We start from the raw sequence: 19,235 nt of genomic DNA on the forward strand, positions 1-19,235 counted from the left end.
GTTTCATTGCTGGCATAACCAAACATCATTCCTTGGTCGCCTGCTCCCTGCTCTTCTTTCTTCTTCTTGTCTACCCCTTGGTTAATATCGGCACTCTGCTCATGAATAGCAGATAAAATACCACAGCTATTTGCTTCAAACATGTATTCGCTCTTGGTATAACCAATCTTGCGAATCACCCCACGTGCAATCTCTTGAACATCTAAATAAGCTTTAGACTTTACTTCACCCGCTAATACCACCTGACCAGTGGTTACCAAGGTTTCGCAAGCCACTTTACTCTGTGGATCAAACGCTAAAAAGTTATCGATCAGCGCATCAGATATCTGATCCGCTACCTTGTCCGGATGTCCTTCAGAAACACTCTCAGAAGTAAATAAATAGGCCATAGTATATTTTTATTATAAGTTTGCAAGGTTACGAAATAATTAGTAAGGATGAAAATAATTGAGCATATAAATAAAGCAAACGATACACTTATATCTTTTGAAGTACTTCCACCCCTAAAGGGAAAGAGTATCAATCATGTATATGACCACCTAGACCCTTTACTGGAGTTCAAGCCTTCTTGGATTAACGTAACCTACCATAGAAGTGAAACTGCTTTTAAAAAGAAAGCAGATAGCACTTTTGAAAAAGTAGAAGTGCGCAAGCGCCCAGGTACCGTTGGGATCTGTGCCGCTATTATGAACCATTACCGCATCGACACCGTACCGCACTTTATTTGTGGCGGTTTTAACAAAAGAGAAAGTGAAGACGCATTAATTGATCTCAACTTTTTAGGGATTGACAATGTATTGGTCTTAAGAGGAGATGCAGCAAAAAACGAAGCCAGTTTTGAACCAGAATTAGATGGTCATAAATATGCGATTGATTTACAAAAACAGGTCGTGAATTTAAACAGTGGCATTTACTTAGACGAAGACATACAGAATGGAGGTAAAACCAATTTCTGTATTGGTACCGCTGGTTACCCAGAAAAACATTTTGAAGCACCGAATTTAGAAATTGACTTACAGCGATTGAAAGAGAAAGTAGATGCAGGTGCAGATTATATTATGACCCAAATGTTTTTTGATAATCAGAAATTTTACGATTATGTAAAAGCATGCAGAGATATGGGCATTACGGTTCCTATTATACCAGGATTAAAACCCATCACCAATAAAAAACAATTGTCTGTTTTACCCAGAATATTTCATGTTGATATTCCTACCGATTTATCGAATGCCATTTCAAAATGCAAAACAGATGTAGACTGTGAGAAAGTAGGGACGGAATGGTTAATACAACAAAGCAAGGAACTCAAAGCCTTTGGTGTACCGGTTTTACACTATTATACATTAGGAAAACCCAAAGTAATTTGGAATGTAGTGAAAGAGATAGTGTAACAATTTAAAAAATATAATAAATCACCCTTCCAATCAATTCTCTATAACCAATATTCAATAACCTAAAACTTTCTGCATCAGGTAAAAAATCCATCAAAGTCAAGCCATTTAATTGATCCACTTTAAAATCAACCTTGAATGGCTGAACAATAAAATCTTGGGTTTCAAAATTTTGCTTGGCCCTAGGCATATGGTAAGCAGAAGTAACTAAGATAATATGCTTCCATTTACCCATTAACTTCCCTACTGCTTTAGCTTCATCTGCAGTGTTCTCTACATTACCAGTTAATACAATCGCTGAATCAGGCACACCATATTCTAAAGCAAATTGCCTTAAAATATCTCCCTCGGTATTCTTAGATTTATCCCAAGGCATTTTACCTCGAGTAAAAATTATTTTTGGGGCATTGCCTGATTTATATAAATCGATCCCTGCAAAAAATCGATCGGGATCCATCCATTCAGGGTAAACTCCATTGGTAGATTTAACTTGATTAATCATACCACTCAATACTACAATGGCTTCTGCATTAGTAACATTTTGTGGCGTTTGTCTGGGTGCTGTACCTTCAATTAATTTAAAAAAGTTCTCAGCAAAAATGGGAGTAGAAAAAATATATAAAGAAATAATAGCAGTATAAATAGGCCACCGCTTTTTCTTCCAAACCCCATAAATCATCAAATAAATGATAAGCATAATGGGCATCACAAATACTGGAAGAATCTTATTTAAGTAAATCATATACTAGATTGTATCAAACAAACTGCATGTGCCACCAATCCTTCTTCTCTGCCCACAAAACCCATTGTTTCAGTGGTAGTGGCTTTAATAGAAATATCTCTCAATCCAATTCCGAGTATACCAGCGATAGCTTCTTGCATGGCCGGTATATAAGGTTTAATCTTGGGTTTTTCCAAACAAAGAGAAGCATCAATATTTATAATGGAATATCCTTCTGCAGTAATAAGTTCTTTAACTCTTGCCAATAAAACCTTGCTATCAATATTTTTGAATTCGCTAGAAGTATCGGGAAAATGTACCCCAATATCACCCAAACAAGCTGCTCCTAATAAAGCATCGCAAATAGCATGCAACAATACATCTGCATCACTATGCCCCAATGCTCCCTTGGTATGTGGGATGGTGATGCCACCAATCACTAAATCTCTTCCTTCAACCAATTGGTGAAAATCTATCCCGTATCCAATGCGCATATAGCAAATTATCTTTAGCGTCTATCTTTTATTGCGGCGTGGAGGGAAATTATTACCCGTTTTAGCCTTGCTGCCAATTCCTTCTGGTGCTCCATAATGGCTCATAGCACAACGGAATCCAATGGTATTGGTGCTTTCATCTTCTTGTAAGAATCTTCTGGTACCTGGGCTTAACCAATAAGCACGGTCATTCCAGCTACCACCTTTGAATACCCTTGATTTATCAGAAATCAAGGTAGTTACACCATAACCATAGCTTACGCTGCTCAATGAATCACCATCCAAGTAGTTTAAGGCATTGGCTTTTTGATAATTTCTTCTGTTCTTAATAGCAGAATCAGACTCTGCTTTCATTTTAATTCTTCCCTTATCGTCTCTTAAATTACCTTGTCCGCCACTCATATCAATCTGTTGGAAAACATTACCACGGAAAGGATTAAAATCTTCTGCTTCTGAATTCGTTAATGGTCTGTAAATATCAGCGACCCACTCACTCACGTTTCCACTCATATTGTATAAGCCGTAACCATTAGGAACAAACTGGTCTACTTCTGCAGTTACAGCCGCATTATCGTTCAATCCACCTGCCACACCCATATTATCACCACTGCTTCTCTTGAAGTTGGCTAAGAAAGAACCTTGTGTAGCACCCTTGGTAGTGGCACGTAAATTGTCGTATCCATCATTTCTCCAAGCATAAATCGCTTTGTTTGCAATCAACTCTTCACCCTTAATGCCCTTATTACTTTTGCGCTGTGGGTTCTCCATGATATATCCGTATGCTGCATATTCCCACTCTGCTTCTGTAGGTAAGCGATAATCCCCAAACATCAATCCATCTTCAAACTTGGCCACCGTTCTAGGTCTGCCTTGTGCGTCTTTCAATGGATTTTTCTTAGAAGTCACATCTTTACCAGGCACTGCTTGGTATTCACCCAACAAATAAGCTTTGGTATTAAAGTTATCTTGGCCCGCGCCATTTAATGTTTTCTTGATCTGTGTTTTAGGATCTAAAAATCCTTTTTGCATCAATGCCAATTCGTTTACGCGATCCGTTCTCCATTTACAATATTCAGTCGCCTGTAACCAAGTAACTCCCACTACAGGATAATTATTATAAGAAGGATGACGGAAATAATATTCAACCATTGGCTCATTGTAAGCCAATTCTTCTCTCCATACCAAGGTGTCAGGCAATGCTTGGGTAACAATCGAATCCATGCCAGCTGCACCAAAAGTTCCTTCTAACCAATAAAGGTATTCACGGTAGTTTAGGTTGCTCACCTCATATTTATCAATAAAGAAAGAGTTTACGGTTACACGATGAGGAATATTGTTCCAATCGGCCATAATATCTTCTTGCACCGCACCCATGGTAAATGTACCACCCTGCACAAAAACCAATCCAGGAGCGGTTTTGATGTCTTTGGGCTTGATTACATTGAAGTTGCCGTATTGTTGGTCGTTGTAGTTCCAACCGGTGGCAGTTGATTTCTCCTTTTTAGCTTTAAAAGGATTACAAGCTGCCGCTACACTCACTAGTGAAACCAATAAAACGGTGTTCCGCACAAATTTATTTACCTGCATTGTCTAAGTTTGTTATACTGATAAGAGTGTAAAGTTCAACTAATAAACATCGGTTTTATTCAATAGCGAATGTATATAAATATTAGTTAGCAAAATCCTAATTTTAGATTCACTAACAAGATTAAACGCTGTTTACTCTCAAATATTTTGCCATGAGCCATTTTCGGCAACTACTTGAATTAGGGAGTTTTAACACGGTAAGAGACAAAAATTTGGTTTAATTATCTAATTTGTGTGAACATTATTTGTGGGTTATGGCTAGAAAATCATTTTATACTAAAAAACTTGGCGCCGCAGTAGCAAATGCCGCAAGACCTGAATCTTCGGGAAATTATCATGTAATGTCAACCACGCTTTCAGATAAATGGGCTGTTGTTCCAAAGGGTACGGTTCATGCTATCAAAGCATTTTCTACACAAAAAGAAGCTGTTTTATTTGCTAAACAAAAAGCATCAAAAAAGCATGGTGAAGTTGTAGTACATGGCAAAAGCGGTCTTGTGAAGAATAAAATTTCTTATGCAAAAAAATAATCTGCTTTAACTAATAACATGTCTTTTGAAAATAACGTTTTCATAAATTGTCCATTTGATAAGGAATATTCGCCATTATTAAGGGCTCTTACTTTTACACTCCTCTATTTGGAACTAGAGCCTAATTTGTCTCAAACACTTTCATCTTCTTCAATTCGAATTAATCAAATAAAAGAACATATTAAACAGTGTAAATTCAGCATTCATGACCTTTCTAGAAGTAAAGCATTAGTTCAAGATGAATTGCCCAGATTTAATATGCCTTTTGAACTTGGACTTGATATTGGCGCAGCAGAATATGGTGGGAAAAAACTTAAGTCTAAACAAACATTGATATTGGAAACTGAAAGATATCATTATCAAAAAGTTCTCTCCGACATAGCAGGTCAAGATATAGCTAATCACAATGATGATCCGGCCAAATTATCTGAAAAAGTACGAAACTGGATATCTGACAATTCTCCTGATAAAATAGTACCAAGTCACAGTCAAATTTTTTATACTTTTTTGCAGTTCACTTCCGACTTATCAACAAACCTTTCAGTTACATATTCAGAAAAAGAAGTAGAAGAAATGCCCATAGGAGACTATATTAAGTTCGCAAAAGATTGGCTAAACGAGTTCAAAGTTTAAATTTACTTTGTACTATGAGAGTCATTCTTCTTATACTCATTCTTACCCTTGCAATACTGAATGTAAAGTCACAAAGAATTTATGCCCCAAATTCAGTTTTGGCTACAGGCCAATGGGCCAAGATTGGGGTTACACAAGAAGGGATTTTTAAACTAGATGTATCTCAATTGGGCTCACTTGGATTTAGCAGTAGTACTTTTCCTGCAGCATCTATTCGAGTTTTTACAAATGCTGCCAATAACTCAGGGGGCATGCTCTCAGAGAAAATAGACAACTCTTATATTGACGACTTGGTCGAAATCCCTATTGAAACAGGCCCTAATTATTTCTTGTTTTATGCCCCCGGACCACATCAATGGAAATATGATACCGTTTCAAAAAAATTCAATTATGTAAAGAACTTATATTCAGACACGGCATGGTATTTTATCACCATCAATGCAGTTGGTTCTCCTAAAAGAATAACTACCCATGCTGCTGAAAACCGACTGACTACTAGTATAGTCAACAGTTATACGCATCGCTATACGCATGAAAATGCTCGATTCAATTTATTGAGCAGTGGTAAAGAATGGGTGGGGGAAAATTTCACAAGTAGTAATGGTACCAGAACGTTCACCATTGCATGGACAAATGCAGTCAATGCAATTACTGCGCCACTTCAACTATTCACCCATTTTACTAGCCGCTCACTAGGAGCGAATGCCAATTTTGCGGTTTCCATTAACGACCAATCGGTGCAAAATATTAACCTCGCAGGTGTAACAGGTGGACTACTAGATGAATATGCCCGAGATGCCCAAACCCATAGCCCTATTGCATTTTCAAACATTGGCAACTCCAACTCAATTGCACTAAAAATTCAATACAGTTCAACTGCTAATGGGGCCGAGGGATGGCTAAATCGATTTAGTATACATGGGCAAAGACGGTTAATTCCCGACAATACTACCAGTGGTTTTTACTTTAGAAATTCCACGCTGATACACCCAGACTCTGTTGCGGATTACCGCATTACTGCACCGTTAAATAACGGCTCCCCTACCGTATTTCCCGCAGATACCCGTGTATGGAATACGAGTAATCCACTGAATCCCCAGCAAGTAGTTCTTGCAAACACCGGCAGTGAAATCAACTTCAAAGCCTCCGTAGAAATACTTAAAGAATATGCGTTATTTAACCCCTCACAAGCATTAACGCCAATCATTCCAAGCAATGCCTCTGTACCCAATCAAAACCTGCATGGATTGGCGCATGGCACAACAATCCCAAGTAATCCAGGCTCAGGAACCAACTCTTTCAACGGCCTCATCATTGTTCATCCATCTTTATTTACTGCTGCCAATCGCTTAGCAGCTTTTCACCAAAGCCAATACGGTTATTCCGATGCAGTCATTACTACTACCCAATTGTACAATGAATTTGGGGCAGGCATTCCCGATCCTACGGCCATACGAAATGGCATCAAACTATTTTATGATTTATCTAAAATAAATACCAGCACTAGTTCCAAAACATTGCAGTATGTGGTCCTATTTGGTGCGGGTTCTTATGATCACAAAAACATAATCAGCAGCAATAGAAACTTGGTTCCTACTTTTCAAAGTGCCAATAGTTTATCTCCCTTACTCACGTACACTTCAGATGATTTTTATGCACTGCTCAACAACAACGATGACATCAATCTATTAAACGATGCGCCCCTATCAATCGCTGTCGGTCGTTTACCCGTGGGTAATTTGCAAGAAGCCAATACATTGGTAGATAAAATTATTCGCTATCATCAACCCAATAATGCAACAACCAATGCAGATAATGCCTGGCGCAATCAATTGGTATTTATTGCAGACGACAAAGACCAGAACCTGCATTTGAATGATGCCGAAAGCATTGCTGCTACTGCTATTGCAGCCAATCCAGCTGCTCATGCCAGAAAAATTTATTTAGATGCATTTCCCTTGGTCAGTGGTGCAGGTGGATCAAGGTATCCATCTGTTAGCGAAGCCATCGTGAACCAAGTATTACAAGGGGCACTCATCGTAAACTACTCAGGTCATGGCAATCATTTGCGTTTATCCGAAGAAGCAGTGATTAGTGCAGCAGAAGTAAATCGCTTCAATAACCCGAATAAATTACCGCTCTTTATTACAGCCAGTTGCGACTTTGATCCTTTTGATCAACCCAATAAACCTTCTATTGCACGCACCCTTTTATATGGGAGCAACAACGGTGCCATTGCCTTGCTTACGACCACCCGTTTGGTATTTGCCTACAGCAATAGAATCATGAACCAAAATTATTTGCAATTAGCTATGGAACCCTTTGCCAATAATCCCTCTGGCCGATTGTATCGCTCATTAGGGCAAGCCACTATGGATGCGAAGAACCGAAGCAATCAATTGAATGGAGACCCACTCAATAGCAGAAAATTTGCCCTACTAGGAGACCCTGCCATTCAATTGGCTTTTCCTGAATTACCCATGCAGTTGAATGAAATAAAAGACATCAGTAATAATAGTTCTAATAATGCCATCATTGGATTCAATGACAGCTTATTGGCTTTGCGCAAGTATAAATTAACTGGACAAGTATCTCAATCCAATGGAAGCCTTCATACTGGTTTTAATGGGGTAGCCAATATTATGGTATATGACCAAGCACAAACGGTATTTACGTTGGGCAATACCCCAGAAAGCCCTCGTACGGCTTATTCCACGGAGAGCAGCATTTTATTCAATGGCAAAGCCACTGTTGCCAATGGATTATTTACGATTGAATTTGTAGTGCCCAAAGACATCAGTTTTGGGCCAGGCAAAGCAACCATTCGGTTATTTGCTCAGTCTAATAACGGAGCCGGTAATAGTAATAATACCTTAGCGGCCGCGGGTGCTTTACCCATCCGCATTGCGGGTTCTACGGGTACCATTATCCGTGATACCACGGGGCCAGCCATTCGGTTATTCCTTAATGATACCACGTTCAAAAACGGAGGTATTACCAGTGAAAACCCCATACTCATTGCGCAATTGTTCGATACATCGGGCATTAACGCTACGGGCAATGGCATTGGGCATGATATTGTATTGGCGCAAAACAATGATGATCGCAACAGCATTGTGCTCAATTCCTTTTTCAGCACCGAGTTGAACCAGTATCAACGCGGGGGCCTGAGGTATCAGTTGGCTACCCTCCCCGAAGGGAAATACCAACTCAAATTAAAAGCATGGGACATGGTGAACAATAGTAACCAAGCCTTCTTAGATTTTACCGTGGTTAAAAAGGAACAACTCAAAATTGCGGCTGTTCGTAATTTCCCGAATCCTTTTAGAGCCAATGGGGGCCAAACAACATTTGCCTTTGAACACAACCAACCCAATACCAACTTATTGGTGGAGATACAAATTGTGAATGGGTCTGGGGCCTTGGTAAAAAGAATACAACAAACAGTGAATACCGAAGGGTCTAGAAATAGTCAAATCAATTGGGACGGGAGCTCCGAAACAGGCAGTAAATATGCTTCTGGTATATTTTTTTACCGAATCAATATTTCGGTTATGGGCAACCCCCAATTGGGCAGGGCATCCGCCGCTGGTCAGATAATTATGCTTTGACAGAACCCCTTTTAGGGCTATCTTCGCCCCCAAATTCCCCCCGAGCAAGTAGTTAAAATAATACATAGTTTATGAAGAAAATTTGGATGAGGGTACTGGTATTGGCAATGATGTTTGGATTCACTCAAGTTGCCATGGCGCAATTGCCTACCATTCCGCAGGTATCGAGCATTAATATTGATGCTTTATCGGATGCACAGTTTCAGGCTTATATGCAACAAGCCCAATTAAGCGGTTTATCAGAAGCAGAATTAGAAGCAAAAGCCAAAGAGCGCGGACTCAGCGCTGCGCAAATTGCACAGATCAAAGCACGTATGGGTAGCATGGGTGCAGGCACTGGTACGGAGAAGAAAAACAGTAATAGTACTTACGAATCTAGAAAGCCTTTCAATACCAAAAATGAATTTAAAAAAGAAGATAAAGAAGGCTTACAGGTTTTTGGATCTGAATTCTTTTCTAATAGCAACCTTACTTTTGAACCCAATATGCGCATGGCTACCCCCAGCAATTATGTGTTGGGCGTAGACGATGAATTGTCCATTGATATATTTGGTTTTTCAGAAAAAACTTCTAAGTATAAAATAAATACCGAAGGGCAAATTCGCATCCCCAATATTGGACCTATTACGTTGGCGGGGTTAACCATGGATGAAGCCAAGACCAAATTAAAAGGGGTATTGGCGAAAACCTATCCTGGTTTAAACTCGGGCAATACTTTTTTACAAGTAAGCTTGGGTCAAATCAGAAGCATTCGGGTTACTTTAATTGGCGAAGTGAATCAGCCGGGTTCTTATGAACTCTCTTCTTTATCTACTTTAGCGAATGCCTTGTATGCATCGGGTGGTCCTTCCGCCAATGGTTCTTTTAGAAAGATTGACTTGATGCGCAACGGAAAGCGTTTGGTAACATTTGATTTGTACGATTTCTTATTGAATGGAGACTTAACCAAGAATGTGTTATTAAAAGATGATGACATTATTAAAGTAAATCCATATTCAGTTAGGTTGGCCGTTACTGGCGCAGTTAAAAGACCTGCCATATATGAAGCAGAGCCTGGCGAGTACCTTTCTACAGTTATTGAAAAATATGCCAGCGGTTTTGCAGACAGTGCCAATAAAAACAAAGTAACCATTCAACGTTTTGGCGATTTAGGAAAGTCTATTCTAAATGTAGAATACAAAGACCTTACTAAATTTATGATGAAAAGCTCCGACTCTGTTGTGGTAGGTGCTGTACCTAGGCGCTTTGAAAACAGAGTCATTGTTGCGGGTTCTGTATTTTACCCCAATAGTTATTCGGTGAATGCCTATCCTACTTTGGGTGCAGTGGTGAAAGCTGCTCAACTAAAAGAGAACGCTTTTGTGGGTCGTGCGTTGTTGTTTAGAACCAATGCTACCAAAGACACTACTGTTACTGCCGTTAATTTAACCACTGCAGCTGATTTGGCATTGACTTTACGCAATGATGATTCCTTGCATGTGTACAGTAAAGCAGAATTAAGAGAACAGAGAACAGTTTCCATAACAGGGGAACTAAATATGCCTGGTAATTTTTCTTATTCAGAAGGCATGCGTTTAGAAGATTTAATTTTATTGGCAGGTGGATTAAAAGATAGAGCGTCTATTAAAGAAGTTGAAGTAATGCGCAGAATTCGCAAAGACCCTACCATGGCCGACACCCTAGTATACAATACCATTTTAAAATTCAATTTACAAGATAGTTTAAATTTTACGGCTAGTCAAGCTGCTATTGAGTTAGAGCCTTATGATGTAGTGAACGTGAAGAATGTTCCTCGTAATCAATCTGCTGGTTCAGTAACCATTGCAGGAGAAGTATTGTTCCCAGGTACTTATTTGTTGAATACCAAGAAAGATCGGGTGAGTGATTTGTTTAGAAGAGCAGGTGGCATATTAGAATCTGGTTCATTGGGTTCTGCTTTCTTCTTGCGCAATACTTATCAAGCGGCGTTGAAAGGAGAAATCTTAGACATCAAAAAAGCCTTGGCACAAAAACAAAATACAGATACCATTACCGTTAAATTATTAGACAGTACTTTGTCTAAAGAGAAAATATTAATGGCGGTGAACTTACGCAATGCTTTGGAGAACCCTGGTTCTGCAGACGATATTGAGTTAGAAGAAGGCGATATGATTACCATCCCTAAAAAACCAGTAGCGGTACAAGCTTTTGGGGCAGTGAATATTCAAAAGAAAGTACCTTATTATGCAGGATTGTCTTCACGCAGATTAATTCGTGAGTCGGGTGGTTTTGCTGAGAATGCGAACAAACGTGGTACCTATGTATTGTATCCAAATGGACGCGTGAAGACCGCGCACAGCTATATTTTCTGGCGCACTTATCCTAAGTTAACTGCCGGTGCTGAATTATATGTTCCTGTGAAGAAATACAGAAAGCCATTGACTGCAGGTGAAATCATGGGCTTCACGAGTGGCTTAGTGGGCATGGGTGCAATTATTATTGGAATTTTGAATTCGACGAAATAGACTTATGGGGCCGCGCGCGGGCTCTGCGCGCGGCCCCATAATATACCAAGCAGTTGGTATTTACAGCGCAATTAATCTTCATCGCATTAATTGCGCTTTTTTTATGCAACAATTTGCATAATATTCGTATCATTGTATAGCAGCTCCCCACTGCAATCCTAAATAAACTGAATGGCATAATTTCTACGCTAAAAATTCGTTTCAATTCAATCTAAGTTTTGTGTGGTACAATGGTGTACGCCGAAACAAAAACTATTCTGTATGAAAAATGCATCTAAAAAATTATGCGTAACAGCGTTATTGTGTGTAGGACTTGCTGCTGCAATGCCTACAGCTATAATCGCCCAAGCCGATTCTATTAATATTGTTTCTACTGCTGTTCCTTTCTTGCGTATATCGCCCGATGCACGTGCAGGAGGTATGGGAGACGCAGCCATTGCTACCAATCCCGATGCCAACTCGCCTTTTTGGAACTTAGCTAAAACCGCTTTTGCAGAAAAGCGTTCGGCTATTTCTTTAAACTATACGCCTTGGTTGCGCGACTTGGGTTTAAACGATGTATACTTAGCCAGTGCAGCTGCTTATAAAAAGATTGACGATAATTCTGTGATCTCTGGTTCTATGCGTTTCTTTAGCTTGGGTAATATTCAATTAACCGACTTTTCTGGTAACGTGTTGAATACCGTGCGTCCTACTGAGTTCTCTATTGATGGGGGTTATACCCGTGTGTTAAGCGAGAAATTAAGTTTGGCGGTTGCATTGCGTTACATCAATTCAAGATTGGTAGTAGGTGATGTAGGAACAGGTGTGGTGTACAAAGCAGGTAATGCTTTGGCAGGTGATGTTTCCTTGTTTTACAATGGTCGTGATGTAGATGGACAGGGTTTAAACTTTGGCGTAGTATTATCCAACTTAGGAACCAAAGTGGGGTATACCAACGATGCACGTAACAAAGATTTCTTACCCGCTAACTTAGGGTTGGGTATGGCTTATACCAAAGTAATGAGCGAAGGCAATAGCATCAGCTTTGCTTTAGACGTGAATAAATTATTGGTGCCAGTGGCGCCTACTACAACAGGGGTTTTCGCCACCGATTCCGCCAACTTGTCGGAGTACAGAAATACTTCTGTGGTGAGCAGCTGGATGAAATCTTTCTCTGATGGCAGCAGCTTAACCAAGAGCTTTCAAGTATCTGCTGGTATGGAGTATTCGTACAACAACCAGTTTAAATTACGCGCAGGCTATTTTTACGAAGACAGAACTCGCGGCAACCGCAGGTACTTCACCGCAGGTGCAGGATTCGATGTAAAGTTCATGCAGATCAACGTGTCTTACCTAGTACCTTCTGGCAGTGGGGTTACCCGTAATCCTTTATCGAATACCTTGCGTTTGGGGTTGGTGTTTAACCTAAGTAATGATGATTTCTAGGGCGCTGACTTTTTTGATTTGACCTTTTTCTGATAAAACGAAAGTGCCATTTTGTGCCTTCTTTTGCTTCACAAGGCGATGGAATGTCAAGTCTAATCCTTTGCGAATTTGCTCACGTAGTTGTGGAATATCAATTTCAGTTTTTTTCATCATGTACGCTTTTTATTTGTTGCCAAATAAGCTCATCATAAATTTTTATGTTCGCCAGTTGCTGACCTTCAGCCACAAAGGTATATGGTCTGCTTGAATTATTTATAACAAGCCAATAATCTGCGAACTCAATAAATCTATTATTTAAATTATAGATTCCCCTATAATACCTTCTTCTAATCGTTTCTTCAGGAATATTATGCCCGCCTTCACTTACCCGCATTTTTACACGCTCAAGAGCAAGATTAACATCGTTTAACCAAAAAAATAGTAAGGTAACAGAGTAGCCTCTTTCTTTCGCAACTTTTATAGTATTTAAATAAGATAAAGTGGTCAAAGTGGTTTCGAATGCAAAGTCAACACCACTATTTGAAAGTTCTTCTATTCTTTCTAACATTATTCTTCCAGCCTGAAAAGATACACTTTCAGGCTGGAATGGAGATAACCCCTTTGCAATTTCATCTGCATTCACAAATTCCTTACAATTAAGCATTTCTGGCAAAATAGTAAAAGAGGCTGTTGTTTTACCAGCCCCATTACAACCAGAAATAATATAGAGATTTGGCACTTTTTATTTTTATGAATTAAAGCTATGAAATTATTTAAACCTATTGCATAATGAAGGGTATCTAATAAAGCAATCAACAAATTCAATTTGTTTATTATTAGGAACCCTTAAATTTGGATAAATGCAAAAAATGAAAACCGTTTCGCTTGAAACAATGATTGACAAGCATATTGGCAAAATTGGAACAGACCCTAGAAATAGTTTTGAGCAAGAACTAAAAAGAGTTGACATTTTCATTGCGAGCGAACCTTTGACAAACAAAGCAAGAAAAGAAATAAGTGAATTCATTCGCAATTATAAATCACCCGCTTCTAGGAAAAATAAAAAGCCAAAAAAAGGAATTAACAAACCCTAATTAGCACTAATTTAATTATGACCATCCAGCAGATATACAAAATTTTTCAGCAATACCCTTCGGTTCAAACCGATACCAGAAAACTCAAAGAAGGCGATATTTATTTTGCGCTAAAAGGACCCAATTTTAATGGGAATGAATTTGCATTGCTAGCGTTGGACAATGGTGCTGCTTATGCCGTTGTTGATGAAATGCCTATTGAGTCGGAATTAATTGCTGCTGAATTATCGGAGCCGGGGATTAAGGAGCGGCTCCTCCTCGTAGACGATGTATTAACATCATTGCAGCAATTGGCAAAACACCATCGCCAACAATTCAATATCCCATTTATTGCCATCACAGGAAGCAACGGAAAAACCACCAGCAAGGAATTGATTTATGCGGTGTTGGCTGCTCATTTTAAAACTTACACTACACAGGGCAACCTGAACAATCATATTGGCGTGCCGCTCACTATTTTGAGTGTGCAGCCCGATGCAGAAATGGCCGTGATAGAAATGGGCGCCAATCACCAAAAAGAAATTGAAAGTTATTGCTTGTATACCTTGCCATCGCACGGCGTTATTACCAATTGCGGCAAAGCACATTTAGAAGGTTTTGGCGGAGTGGAAGGCGTGCGCAAAGGCAAGGGCGAACTCTATCAGTTCTTGCGCGAACACAAAGGCACTGCTTTCGTATATGCGGATTATGATTATTTGCAACCCATGAGTGCAGGCATTGAAAATATTATTTATTACGGTATTACAAAGGGATTTGTGCAGGGGCAGATTGAAGCCGCCGAACCATTTTTGACGGTTGCAATAACGGCGGGGCTGGGGCCCGATTTTGCAGGCCACGACTCATCCACACCGGCCCCGCAACGGTCAATCACTCAGGCTACTCCAACCCTAATTAAATCTCAACTCGTAGGCGATTACAATCTCCCTAATATTTTATGCGCCGTTACCATCGGAAAATATTTTGGCGTACCTGCTGAAAAAATAATCAGCGCCATAGAAAACTATGCACCTTCTAACTCTCGCTCACAACTTATTGAGCGCGGCAGCAATCATATTATATTGGATGCATACAATGCTAACCCCAGTAGCATGAAAGTGGCCATTGAAAATTTCGCCAAACTAAAAGCCGATCGAAAAATTGTGATGCTCGGCGGCATGATGGAATTAGGAGAAGACAGCATTGCCGAACACCAAGCAATAATTGAATTATTGGTTGCGCTACAATTTAAAGAAGTGGTGTTGGTAGGCGGAGATTTTGTACACACACAAGCAGCTATATCGCAAATACAAAATACCCCATTCACCTATTTACCCAATGCTGCAGCAGCCCGCGATTGGTTGAAGCAATTGAATCCGCAGCATGCCTATATTTTAGTGAAGGGATCGAGGTCAATGAAAATGGAGCAGGTTTTGAGTTAATAATTTGCCAACAATTTCGTTTATTTTGATTATTTCGTTTATTTCGTTTATTTTGCCTCCGAATCCAAAAACCTGCAATTATGAAAGTGCTAGAACAAATAAGAAAACCGTCCAAACTTGACCAAAAAATTGCAAGTGAATCTTACAATGCCTTAGCTTCTGTAATTGAACAACTTAATTCTGAACAGCCTGAAATTGAAATTGAAGAAACAAGCGAAAAAATAAAAATCCCATTAAGTGCTTTAAAGCTTTTAGGCGACATTTTGAAAGCCATGGGACAAGGAAAATTAATTTCTCTTGTACCAATTGCTACTGAGGTAACTACACAAGCTGCTGCTGAAATTCTTGGTTGTTCTAGACCCCATTTTGTAAAACTACTTGAGGAAGGGAAGATTGTATTTACAAAGATTGGAAAACACAGAAGAATAAAATATGATGATATTATAAAGTATAGGAAACAAATGAAAGAGTATCAGAAACAGAATATTATTGATATTATGAATTCAGACGAAGAAACAGGATTATATGATTCATAGTGTTCGCTTTATAGCTGTTTTAGACACCAATGTAGTTTATCCAGTAATTATAAGGGATATCCTGTTTTGGTTTGCCTACTATGACTTATACACACCCAAATGGAGTGAAACTATATTTGATGAATGGAGAAGAGTAATGATTGAGAAAGGAGTTTCGGAAGAGGATGCAAACAAAAGAATATCAAAAGCAAATTCAGCCTTTCCTGACGCCCAAGTTAATAATTACAAAGGATTAATAAATAACTTAGAACTTCCAGATGAAGATGACCGTCACGTATTAGCAGCAGCAATAAAGACCAATGCGAATCTAATTGTCACAAACAATATTAAAGACTTTCCGGAAAAATATTTGCAATCATTTAGTTTAAGTGCTAAAACTGCTGATGATTTTTTAACAGACATCATAGATCTTAATCCAGAACAAGCTGTAGCTGCATTTAAAGAAATGGTTTTAAATAAGAAAAACCCAAAACAAGACGAGTTTGATGTTCTTAATCTTCTTAGAAATGCTGGTCTTATTGACACAGCGAACTATCTCCACTCTTTAATATAATTTGCATTAACCCTACCAATTGGCAAATTGATCTTTATTGATGCGCTCTGGTGCTTTCAGCGGTTTCTCTTTCCACTTGGGTTCATACTTCACAAACCAACTTAACCAAAGTGATCGGGCCAAGCGCATCATAAGCGGCTGCACTGCCAATAAGATAACAATATTGGTTCCTAACCAATAAAAAATGCGGTTATCATCAATGTCAAATGTCATTCCAATAAGGACTTTCCAAGCAACAAATGTGCTCACTGTTAAAGCCACAGAAAGCGCATAGCTCACATAGCCAGTACCATAATAAAATCCCACTTCAATTTCTGTAGGCTGATGACAAACCGGGCAGGTTTCATGCATTTCCGTACTTTTTCCTTTGATGCTGTAGGCAGATTTACTTTTAAACAACTCCCCTTCTCTACATCTGGGGCATTTATTGGTGAGGGCGCTTACTAGATAAGTTTTACTTAAATCCATGACAAATAGATTATATGAACTGTAGAACAGAATTGATCATCAGTTCAATGCTGATTTCAAGTAGTAAAGTTAGCCAAATATAGCAAGTGGTTGTGTAACAAAAGTTGAATTCAGGTTAAATCACAACGATTTATTGCGGCAACTACGCGCTCCAGGCATATGCTGGACAAGTAAATTGCAATTGGGTTTATCGCGATGCTGAGCTTGAAAAATCGCGGATATGATCCCCCGGGAAAAAAGATTAACAAAAGTTCAAAAAAAATATACCAAAATGATATGCAAAAATTAAAACCAGACTTCGAAGAAGTATCACCGCTAAAAATGATTCCGCTTTCACTGAAGCTAAATCCAACAGTTTTAGACAATATGGAAGCCGTAAGAGCCAGAATTAGACAAAATAGAAATACATATATCAATCTAGCGATTGATGTATATAACCATTATCATAGATACTCGATGATGAAAAAGTTGGTTGAGGGAGAATCTTTTCAATGTTCCCTGTATTATTTTAAAATCATCAAACAGCTGGAAGAAATAAAAGAAACCAAGCTCACCAATATTTTTGAAGATGGAAACTTCTGAGCCTTCTAAAAAGAATTATTCATTTTTCACTTCAAATAAAGAAATCAAACAGTATGAAATTTGGAAAGTGGAATGGAGAAATAATCCCAACAACATACAACTGGTTGTTATTGTGCAAACCAACTATCTAAATAATATAAAGCATTTCTCCTATATCGTTTGCCCTTTGGTTGTTAAAGACTTGCATCGATTTTGGATTTTGCGCTTATGGTTACATGTGAAAGGCTTCGGGAGCTATGAAATATTAATTGATCAAATTACAAGTGTAAGTGGGGAAGCACTCTTAGAACGCATTGATGAACTCAACAATGACCAGCGAATTCAACTACGTAGGAATTTAGGTATTGTACTTGGATTTACGTTGTAAAAATAAAGTATGCGCATATTTTATTTTTATGCGTATTTTTGAATTATGAAATCTAGATTAAACATAACTATCGAGAATAGCTTGCTTGAAGATGTTAAGCTCTATGCTGCAAAAAATAAGCGCAGTGTTTCTGATTTAGTAGAAAGCTATTTTAAAAAAGTTACACGACCATCGAAGCGAAAAAACATAATTGATTTGGTAGAGAAACTAGAAAAGCCATCAATTAACGATAAGGCCGATTTAAAAGATTTGTATTATAAAGAAAATGCAAAGAAATATGGCTTTTAAAGTTTTCATTGATGCAAATATATTGTTAGACTTTACGCTAAAGCGCTCTGAATACGAAAGGGCTAAACAGATAATAGCATTAGCCGTAAATGGCACTATAGAAGCTTTTATTACTCCTTCCATTGTACATATAATTGGATATTGGTTAACAAAAGAATATGGAAATACAAAAGCAAAAGAGTTAATACTAACGATTCTATCAGATATAACAGTTATTGATATACCACATGAAATCGTTTTAAATGCGCTACACTCAAAAATTAATGATATTGAAGATTCTCTACAATATTATACAGCAATTCACCATAAACTCGATTACTTTATATCTCGTGACAAACACTTACAAAAACAAAGTATTCCTACATTACCATTATATACGCCTAAGGAATTTTTAATCGAATTTTCAAATTGATGCTTTAGTTTTCAGCACTTGGCTTAACTGCAAGGGGTTTCAGCTTTCGCAATAGTGCTGCGGTTGCAGGCTGTATTGGGAAATAATAAAATCCACCGTCTTTTATAAAATACATATAGGCGCAATCTCCGTTTGCTTGGGTACTAAAATATACCGTCTTCAATTCTTGCGTTCCCTTGAAGAAAAATATTTTTCCTTCAGAGCGGCATTTCATTACTTCTGTGCGCAATAAAAATAATTGGTCTAAATTTTTCAATAAGGGTTGCACTGTTGAATCGTCTGATGTATTGTAGTGCTTGAAAAATCGTGTATATCGCAATGAATCTTTTCCGAAGGGATCGGTGAAGAATAAAATTTGCACACTGTCTGCTTGGTGTAGGCCAGCGATGTCCAAACCAGTGTTTGTTTTGACTGCACCTGCACCGGTTGCTGTACCTGCCTCGCCTTCAGTTGCTTCGCCTGGTTCTGGTCCGTCAACTGATTCCAGTTCGGTGTCTGAAACTTCAATGGTTTTTGTTGTAGTTGTTTCGCAGGCTGCTAGGCTGGCGATAGCTGTAAAAATAAAAAGGGCTAAAAAAATATGCTGAAAGTATATTTTGCGCACGGTATATTTTTTTTTCAAAATTAGATATTTTATTT

Annotated in this window: 22 protein-coding genes; 14 read left to right on the forward strand and 8 right to left on the reverse strand. The window is 38.5% G+C overall.

Annotated elements, in window-relative coordinates; translation table 11 throughout:
- A partial coding sequence (locus Q8S25_RS00025; RefSeq protein ID WP_305533612.1) for an S-adenosylmethionine synthetase N-terminal domain-containing protein occupies positions 1–389 on the reverse strand: 389 nt, incomplete at its 3' end.
- 48 nt (positions 390–437) lie between these two features.
- On the opposite strand from Q8S25_RS00025, the gene Q8S25_RS00030 reads away from it, so the two are divergent.
- Entirely contained in the window at positions 438–1,391 is a 954-nt protein-coding gene (locus Q8S25_RS00030) for a methylenetetrahydrofolate reductase (protein WP_305533614.1), read from the forward strand.
- 4 nt (positions 1,392–1,395) lie between these two features.
- Here Q8S25_RS00030 and Q8S25_RS00035 read toward each other — a convergent pair whose 3' ends face one another.
- Genes Q8S25_RS00035 through Q8S25_RS00045 form a run of 3 tightly spaced genes read right to left on the reverse strand, consistent with a single transcriptional unit; the run spans position 1,396 to position 4,193 of the window.
- Entirely contained in the window at positions 1,396–2,133 is a 738-nt protein-coding gene (locus Q8S25_RS00035) for a YdcF family protein (RefSeq protein ID WP_305533616.1), read from the reverse strand.
- Positions 2,130–2,606 carry a 2-C-methyl-D-erythritol 2,4-cyclodiphosphate synthase gene (ispF, locus tag Q8S25_RS00040; protein ID WP_305533618.1) on the reverse strand — a complete coding sequence of 159 codons (477 nt, stop codon included), beginning with the start codon at positions 2,604–2,606 and terminating at the stop codon, positions 2,130–2,132. Before ispF ends, Q8S25_RS00035 begins: the two co-directional genes overlap by 4 nt.
- A gap of 21 nt (positions 2,607–2,627) precedes the next feature.
- Positions 2,628–4,193, reverse strand: coding sequence for an SUMF1/EgtB/PvdO family nonheme iron enzyme (locus Q8S25_RS00045; RefSeq protein ID WP_305533620.1), 1,566 nt, complete (start codon positions 4,191–4,193; stop codon positions 2,628–2,630).
- Between the two features lie 254 nt (positions 4,194–4,447).
- Between Q8S25_RS00045 and Q8S25_RS00050 the strand changes: the two genes are divergently transcribed.
- The 5 genes from Q8S25_RS00050 (at position 4,448) to porV (ending at position 12,899) form a co-directional block, all read left to right on the forward strand.
- Positions 4,448–4,723: a DUF2188 domain-containing protein gene (locus Q8S25_RS00050; protein WP_305533622.1), complete on the forward strand. Its 276-nt coding sequence runs from the start codon at positions 4,448–4,450 to the stop codon at positions 4,721–4,723.
- A gap of 18 nt (positions 4,724–4,741) precedes the next feature.
- The gene (locus tag Q8S25_RS00055) at positions 4,742–5,356 is read left to right on the forward strand and encodes a hypothetical protein (protein WP_305533624.1); all 615 of its coding nucleotides are present in this window, start codon (positions 4,742–4,744) and stop codon (positions 5,354–5,356) included.
- 14 nt (positions 5,357–5,370) lie between these two features.
- Positions 5,371–8,967, forward strand: a complete 3,597-nt coding sequence (gene porU, locus Q8S25_RS00060) for a type IX secretion system sortase PorU (RefSeq protein WP_305533626.1) — start codon at positions 5,371–5,373, stop codon at positions 8,965–8,967.
- Positions 8,968–9,038: 71 nt separating this feature from the next.
- Positions 9,039–11,471 (forward strand): SLBB domain-containing protein, encoded by a 2,433-nt coding sequence (locus tag Q8S25_RS00065; protein WP_305533629.1) that lies wholly within the window; start codon positions 9,039–9,041, stop codon positions 11,469–11,471.
- 261 nt (positions 11,472–11,732) lie between these two features.
- Positions 11,733–12,899 carry a type IX secretion system outer membrane channel protein PorV gene (gene porV / locus Q8S25_RS00070; protein WP_305533631.1) on the forward strand — a complete coding sequence of 389 codons (1,167 nt, stop codon included), beginning with the start codon at positions 11,733–11,735 and terminating at the stop codon, positions 12,897–12,899.
- Here the strand turns inward: porV and Q8S25_RS00075 are convergent.
- Entirely contained in the window at positions 12,879–13,052 is a 174-nt protein-coding gene (locus Q8S25_RS00075) for a hypothetical protein (RefSeq protein WP_305533633.1), read from the reverse strand. The two genes, porV and Q8S25_RS00075, sit on opposite strands and share 21 nt — an antisense overlap.
- Positions 13,036–13,617 carry a zeta toxin family protein gene (locus Q8S25_RS00080; RefSeq protein WP_305533635.1) on the reverse strand — a complete coding sequence of 194 codons (582 nt, stop codon included), beginning with the start codon at positions 13,615–13,617 and terminating at the stop codon, positions 13,036–13,038. Before Q8S25_RS00080 ends, Q8S25_RS00075 begins: the two co-directional genes overlap by 17 nt.
- A 121-nt stretch (positions 13,618–13,738) precedes the next feature.
- Here Q8S25_RS00080 and Q8S25_RS00085 point away from each other — a divergent pair, with 121 nt between their 5' ends.
- The 4 genes from Q8S25_RS00085 (at position 13,739) to Q8S25_RS00100 (ending at position 16,479) form a co-directional block, all read left to right on the forward strand.
- Complete coding sequence (locus Q8S25_RS00085) at positions 13,739–13,972, forward strand: hypothetical protein (protein WP_305533637.1); 234 nt, start codon at positions 13,739–13,741, stop codon at positions 13,970–13,972.
- Positions 13,973–13,989: 17 nt separating this feature from the next.
- On the forward strand, positions 13,990–15,390 hold the full coding sequence (gene murF / locus Q8S25_RS00090; protein WP_305533639.1) for a UDP-N-acetylmuramoyl-tripeptide--D-alanyl-D-alanine ligase: 1,401 nt from the start codon (positions 13,990–13,992) through the stop codon (positions 15,388–15,390).
- 80 nt (positions 15,391–15,470) lie between these two features.
- Positions 15,471–15,926: a helix-turn-helix domain-containing protein gene (locus tag Q8S25_RS00095; protein WP_305533641.1), complete on the forward strand. Its 456-nt coding sequence runs from the start codon at positions 15,471–15,473 to the stop codon at positions 15,924–15,926.
- Positions 15,916–16,479, forward strand: a complete 564-nt coding sequence (locus tag Q8S25_RS00100; protein WP_305533643.1) for a PIN domain-containing protein — start codon at positions 15,916–15,918, stop codon at positions 16,477–16,479. The genes Q8S25_RS00095 and Q8S25_RS00100 overlap by 11 nt, the downstream gene beginning before the upstream one ends.
- A 12-nt stretch (positions 16,480–16,491) precedes the next feature.
- Here the strand turns inward: Q8S25_RS00100 and Q8S25_RS00105 are convergent, their stop codons facing one another.
- Positions 16,492–16,947, reverse strand: a complete 456-nt coding sequence (locus Q8S25_RS00105) for a DUF983 domain-containing protein (protein ID WP_305533645.1) — start codon at positions 16,945–16,947, stop codon at positions 16,492–16,494.
- A 276-nt stretch (positions 16,948–17,223) separates the two neighbouring features.
- On the opposite strand from Q8S25_RS00105, the gene Q8S25_RS00110 reads away from it, so the two are divergent.
- Genes Q8S25_RS00110 through Q8S25_RS00125 form a run of 4 tightly spaced genes read left to right on the forward strand, consistent with a single transcriptional unit; the run spans position 17,224 to position 18,596 of the window.
- Entirely contained in the window at positions 17,224–17,529 is a 306-nt protein-coding gene (locus tag Q8S25_RS00110) for a hypothetical protein (RefSeq protein WP_305533647.1), read from the forward strand.
- Complete coding sequence (locus Q8S25_RS00115) at positions 17,516–17,896, forward strand: type II toxin-antitoxin system PemK/MazF family toxin (RefSeq protein ID WP_305533649.1); 381 nt, start codon at positions 17,516–17,518, stop codon at positions 17,894–17,896. Before Q8S25_RS00110 ends, Q8S25_RS00115 begins: the two co-directional genes overlap by 14 nt.
- 45 nt (positions 17,897–17,941) lie before the next feature.
- The gene (locus Q8S25_RS00120) at positions 17,942–18,184 is read left to right on the forward strand and encodes a DUF6364 family protein (RefSeq protein WP_305533651.1); all 243 of its coding nucleotides are present in this window, start codon (positions 17,942–17,944) and stop codon (positions 18,182–18,184) included.
- Positions 18,174–18,596 carry a PIN domain-containing protein gene (locus tag Q8S25_RS00125; RefSeq protein ID WP_305533653.1) on the forward strand — a complete coding sequence of 141 codons (423 nt, stop codon included), beginning with the start codon at positions 18,174–18,176 and terminating at the stop codon, positions 18,594–18,596. The genes Q8S25_RS00120 and Q8S25_RS00125 overlap by 11 nt, the downstream gene beginning before the upstream one ends.
- 4 nt (positions 18,597–18,600) lie before the next feature.
- Here the strand turns inward: Q8S25_RS00125 and Q8S25_RS00130 are convergent, their stop codons facing one another.
- Complete coding sequence (locus tag Q8S25_RS00130) at positions 18,601–19,200, reverse strand: hypothetical protein (RefSeq protein WP_305533655.1); 600 nt, start codon at positions 19,198–19,200, stop codon at positions 18,601–18,603.
- Positions 19,201–19,235: the final 35 nt, after the last annotated feature.

Origin of the sequence: Sediminibacterium sp. (genome assembly GCF_030695065.1) — a bacterium.
Taxonomy (GTDB): domain Bacteria; phylum Bacteroidota; class Bacteroidia; order Chitinophagales; family Chitinophagaceae; genus Sediminibacterium.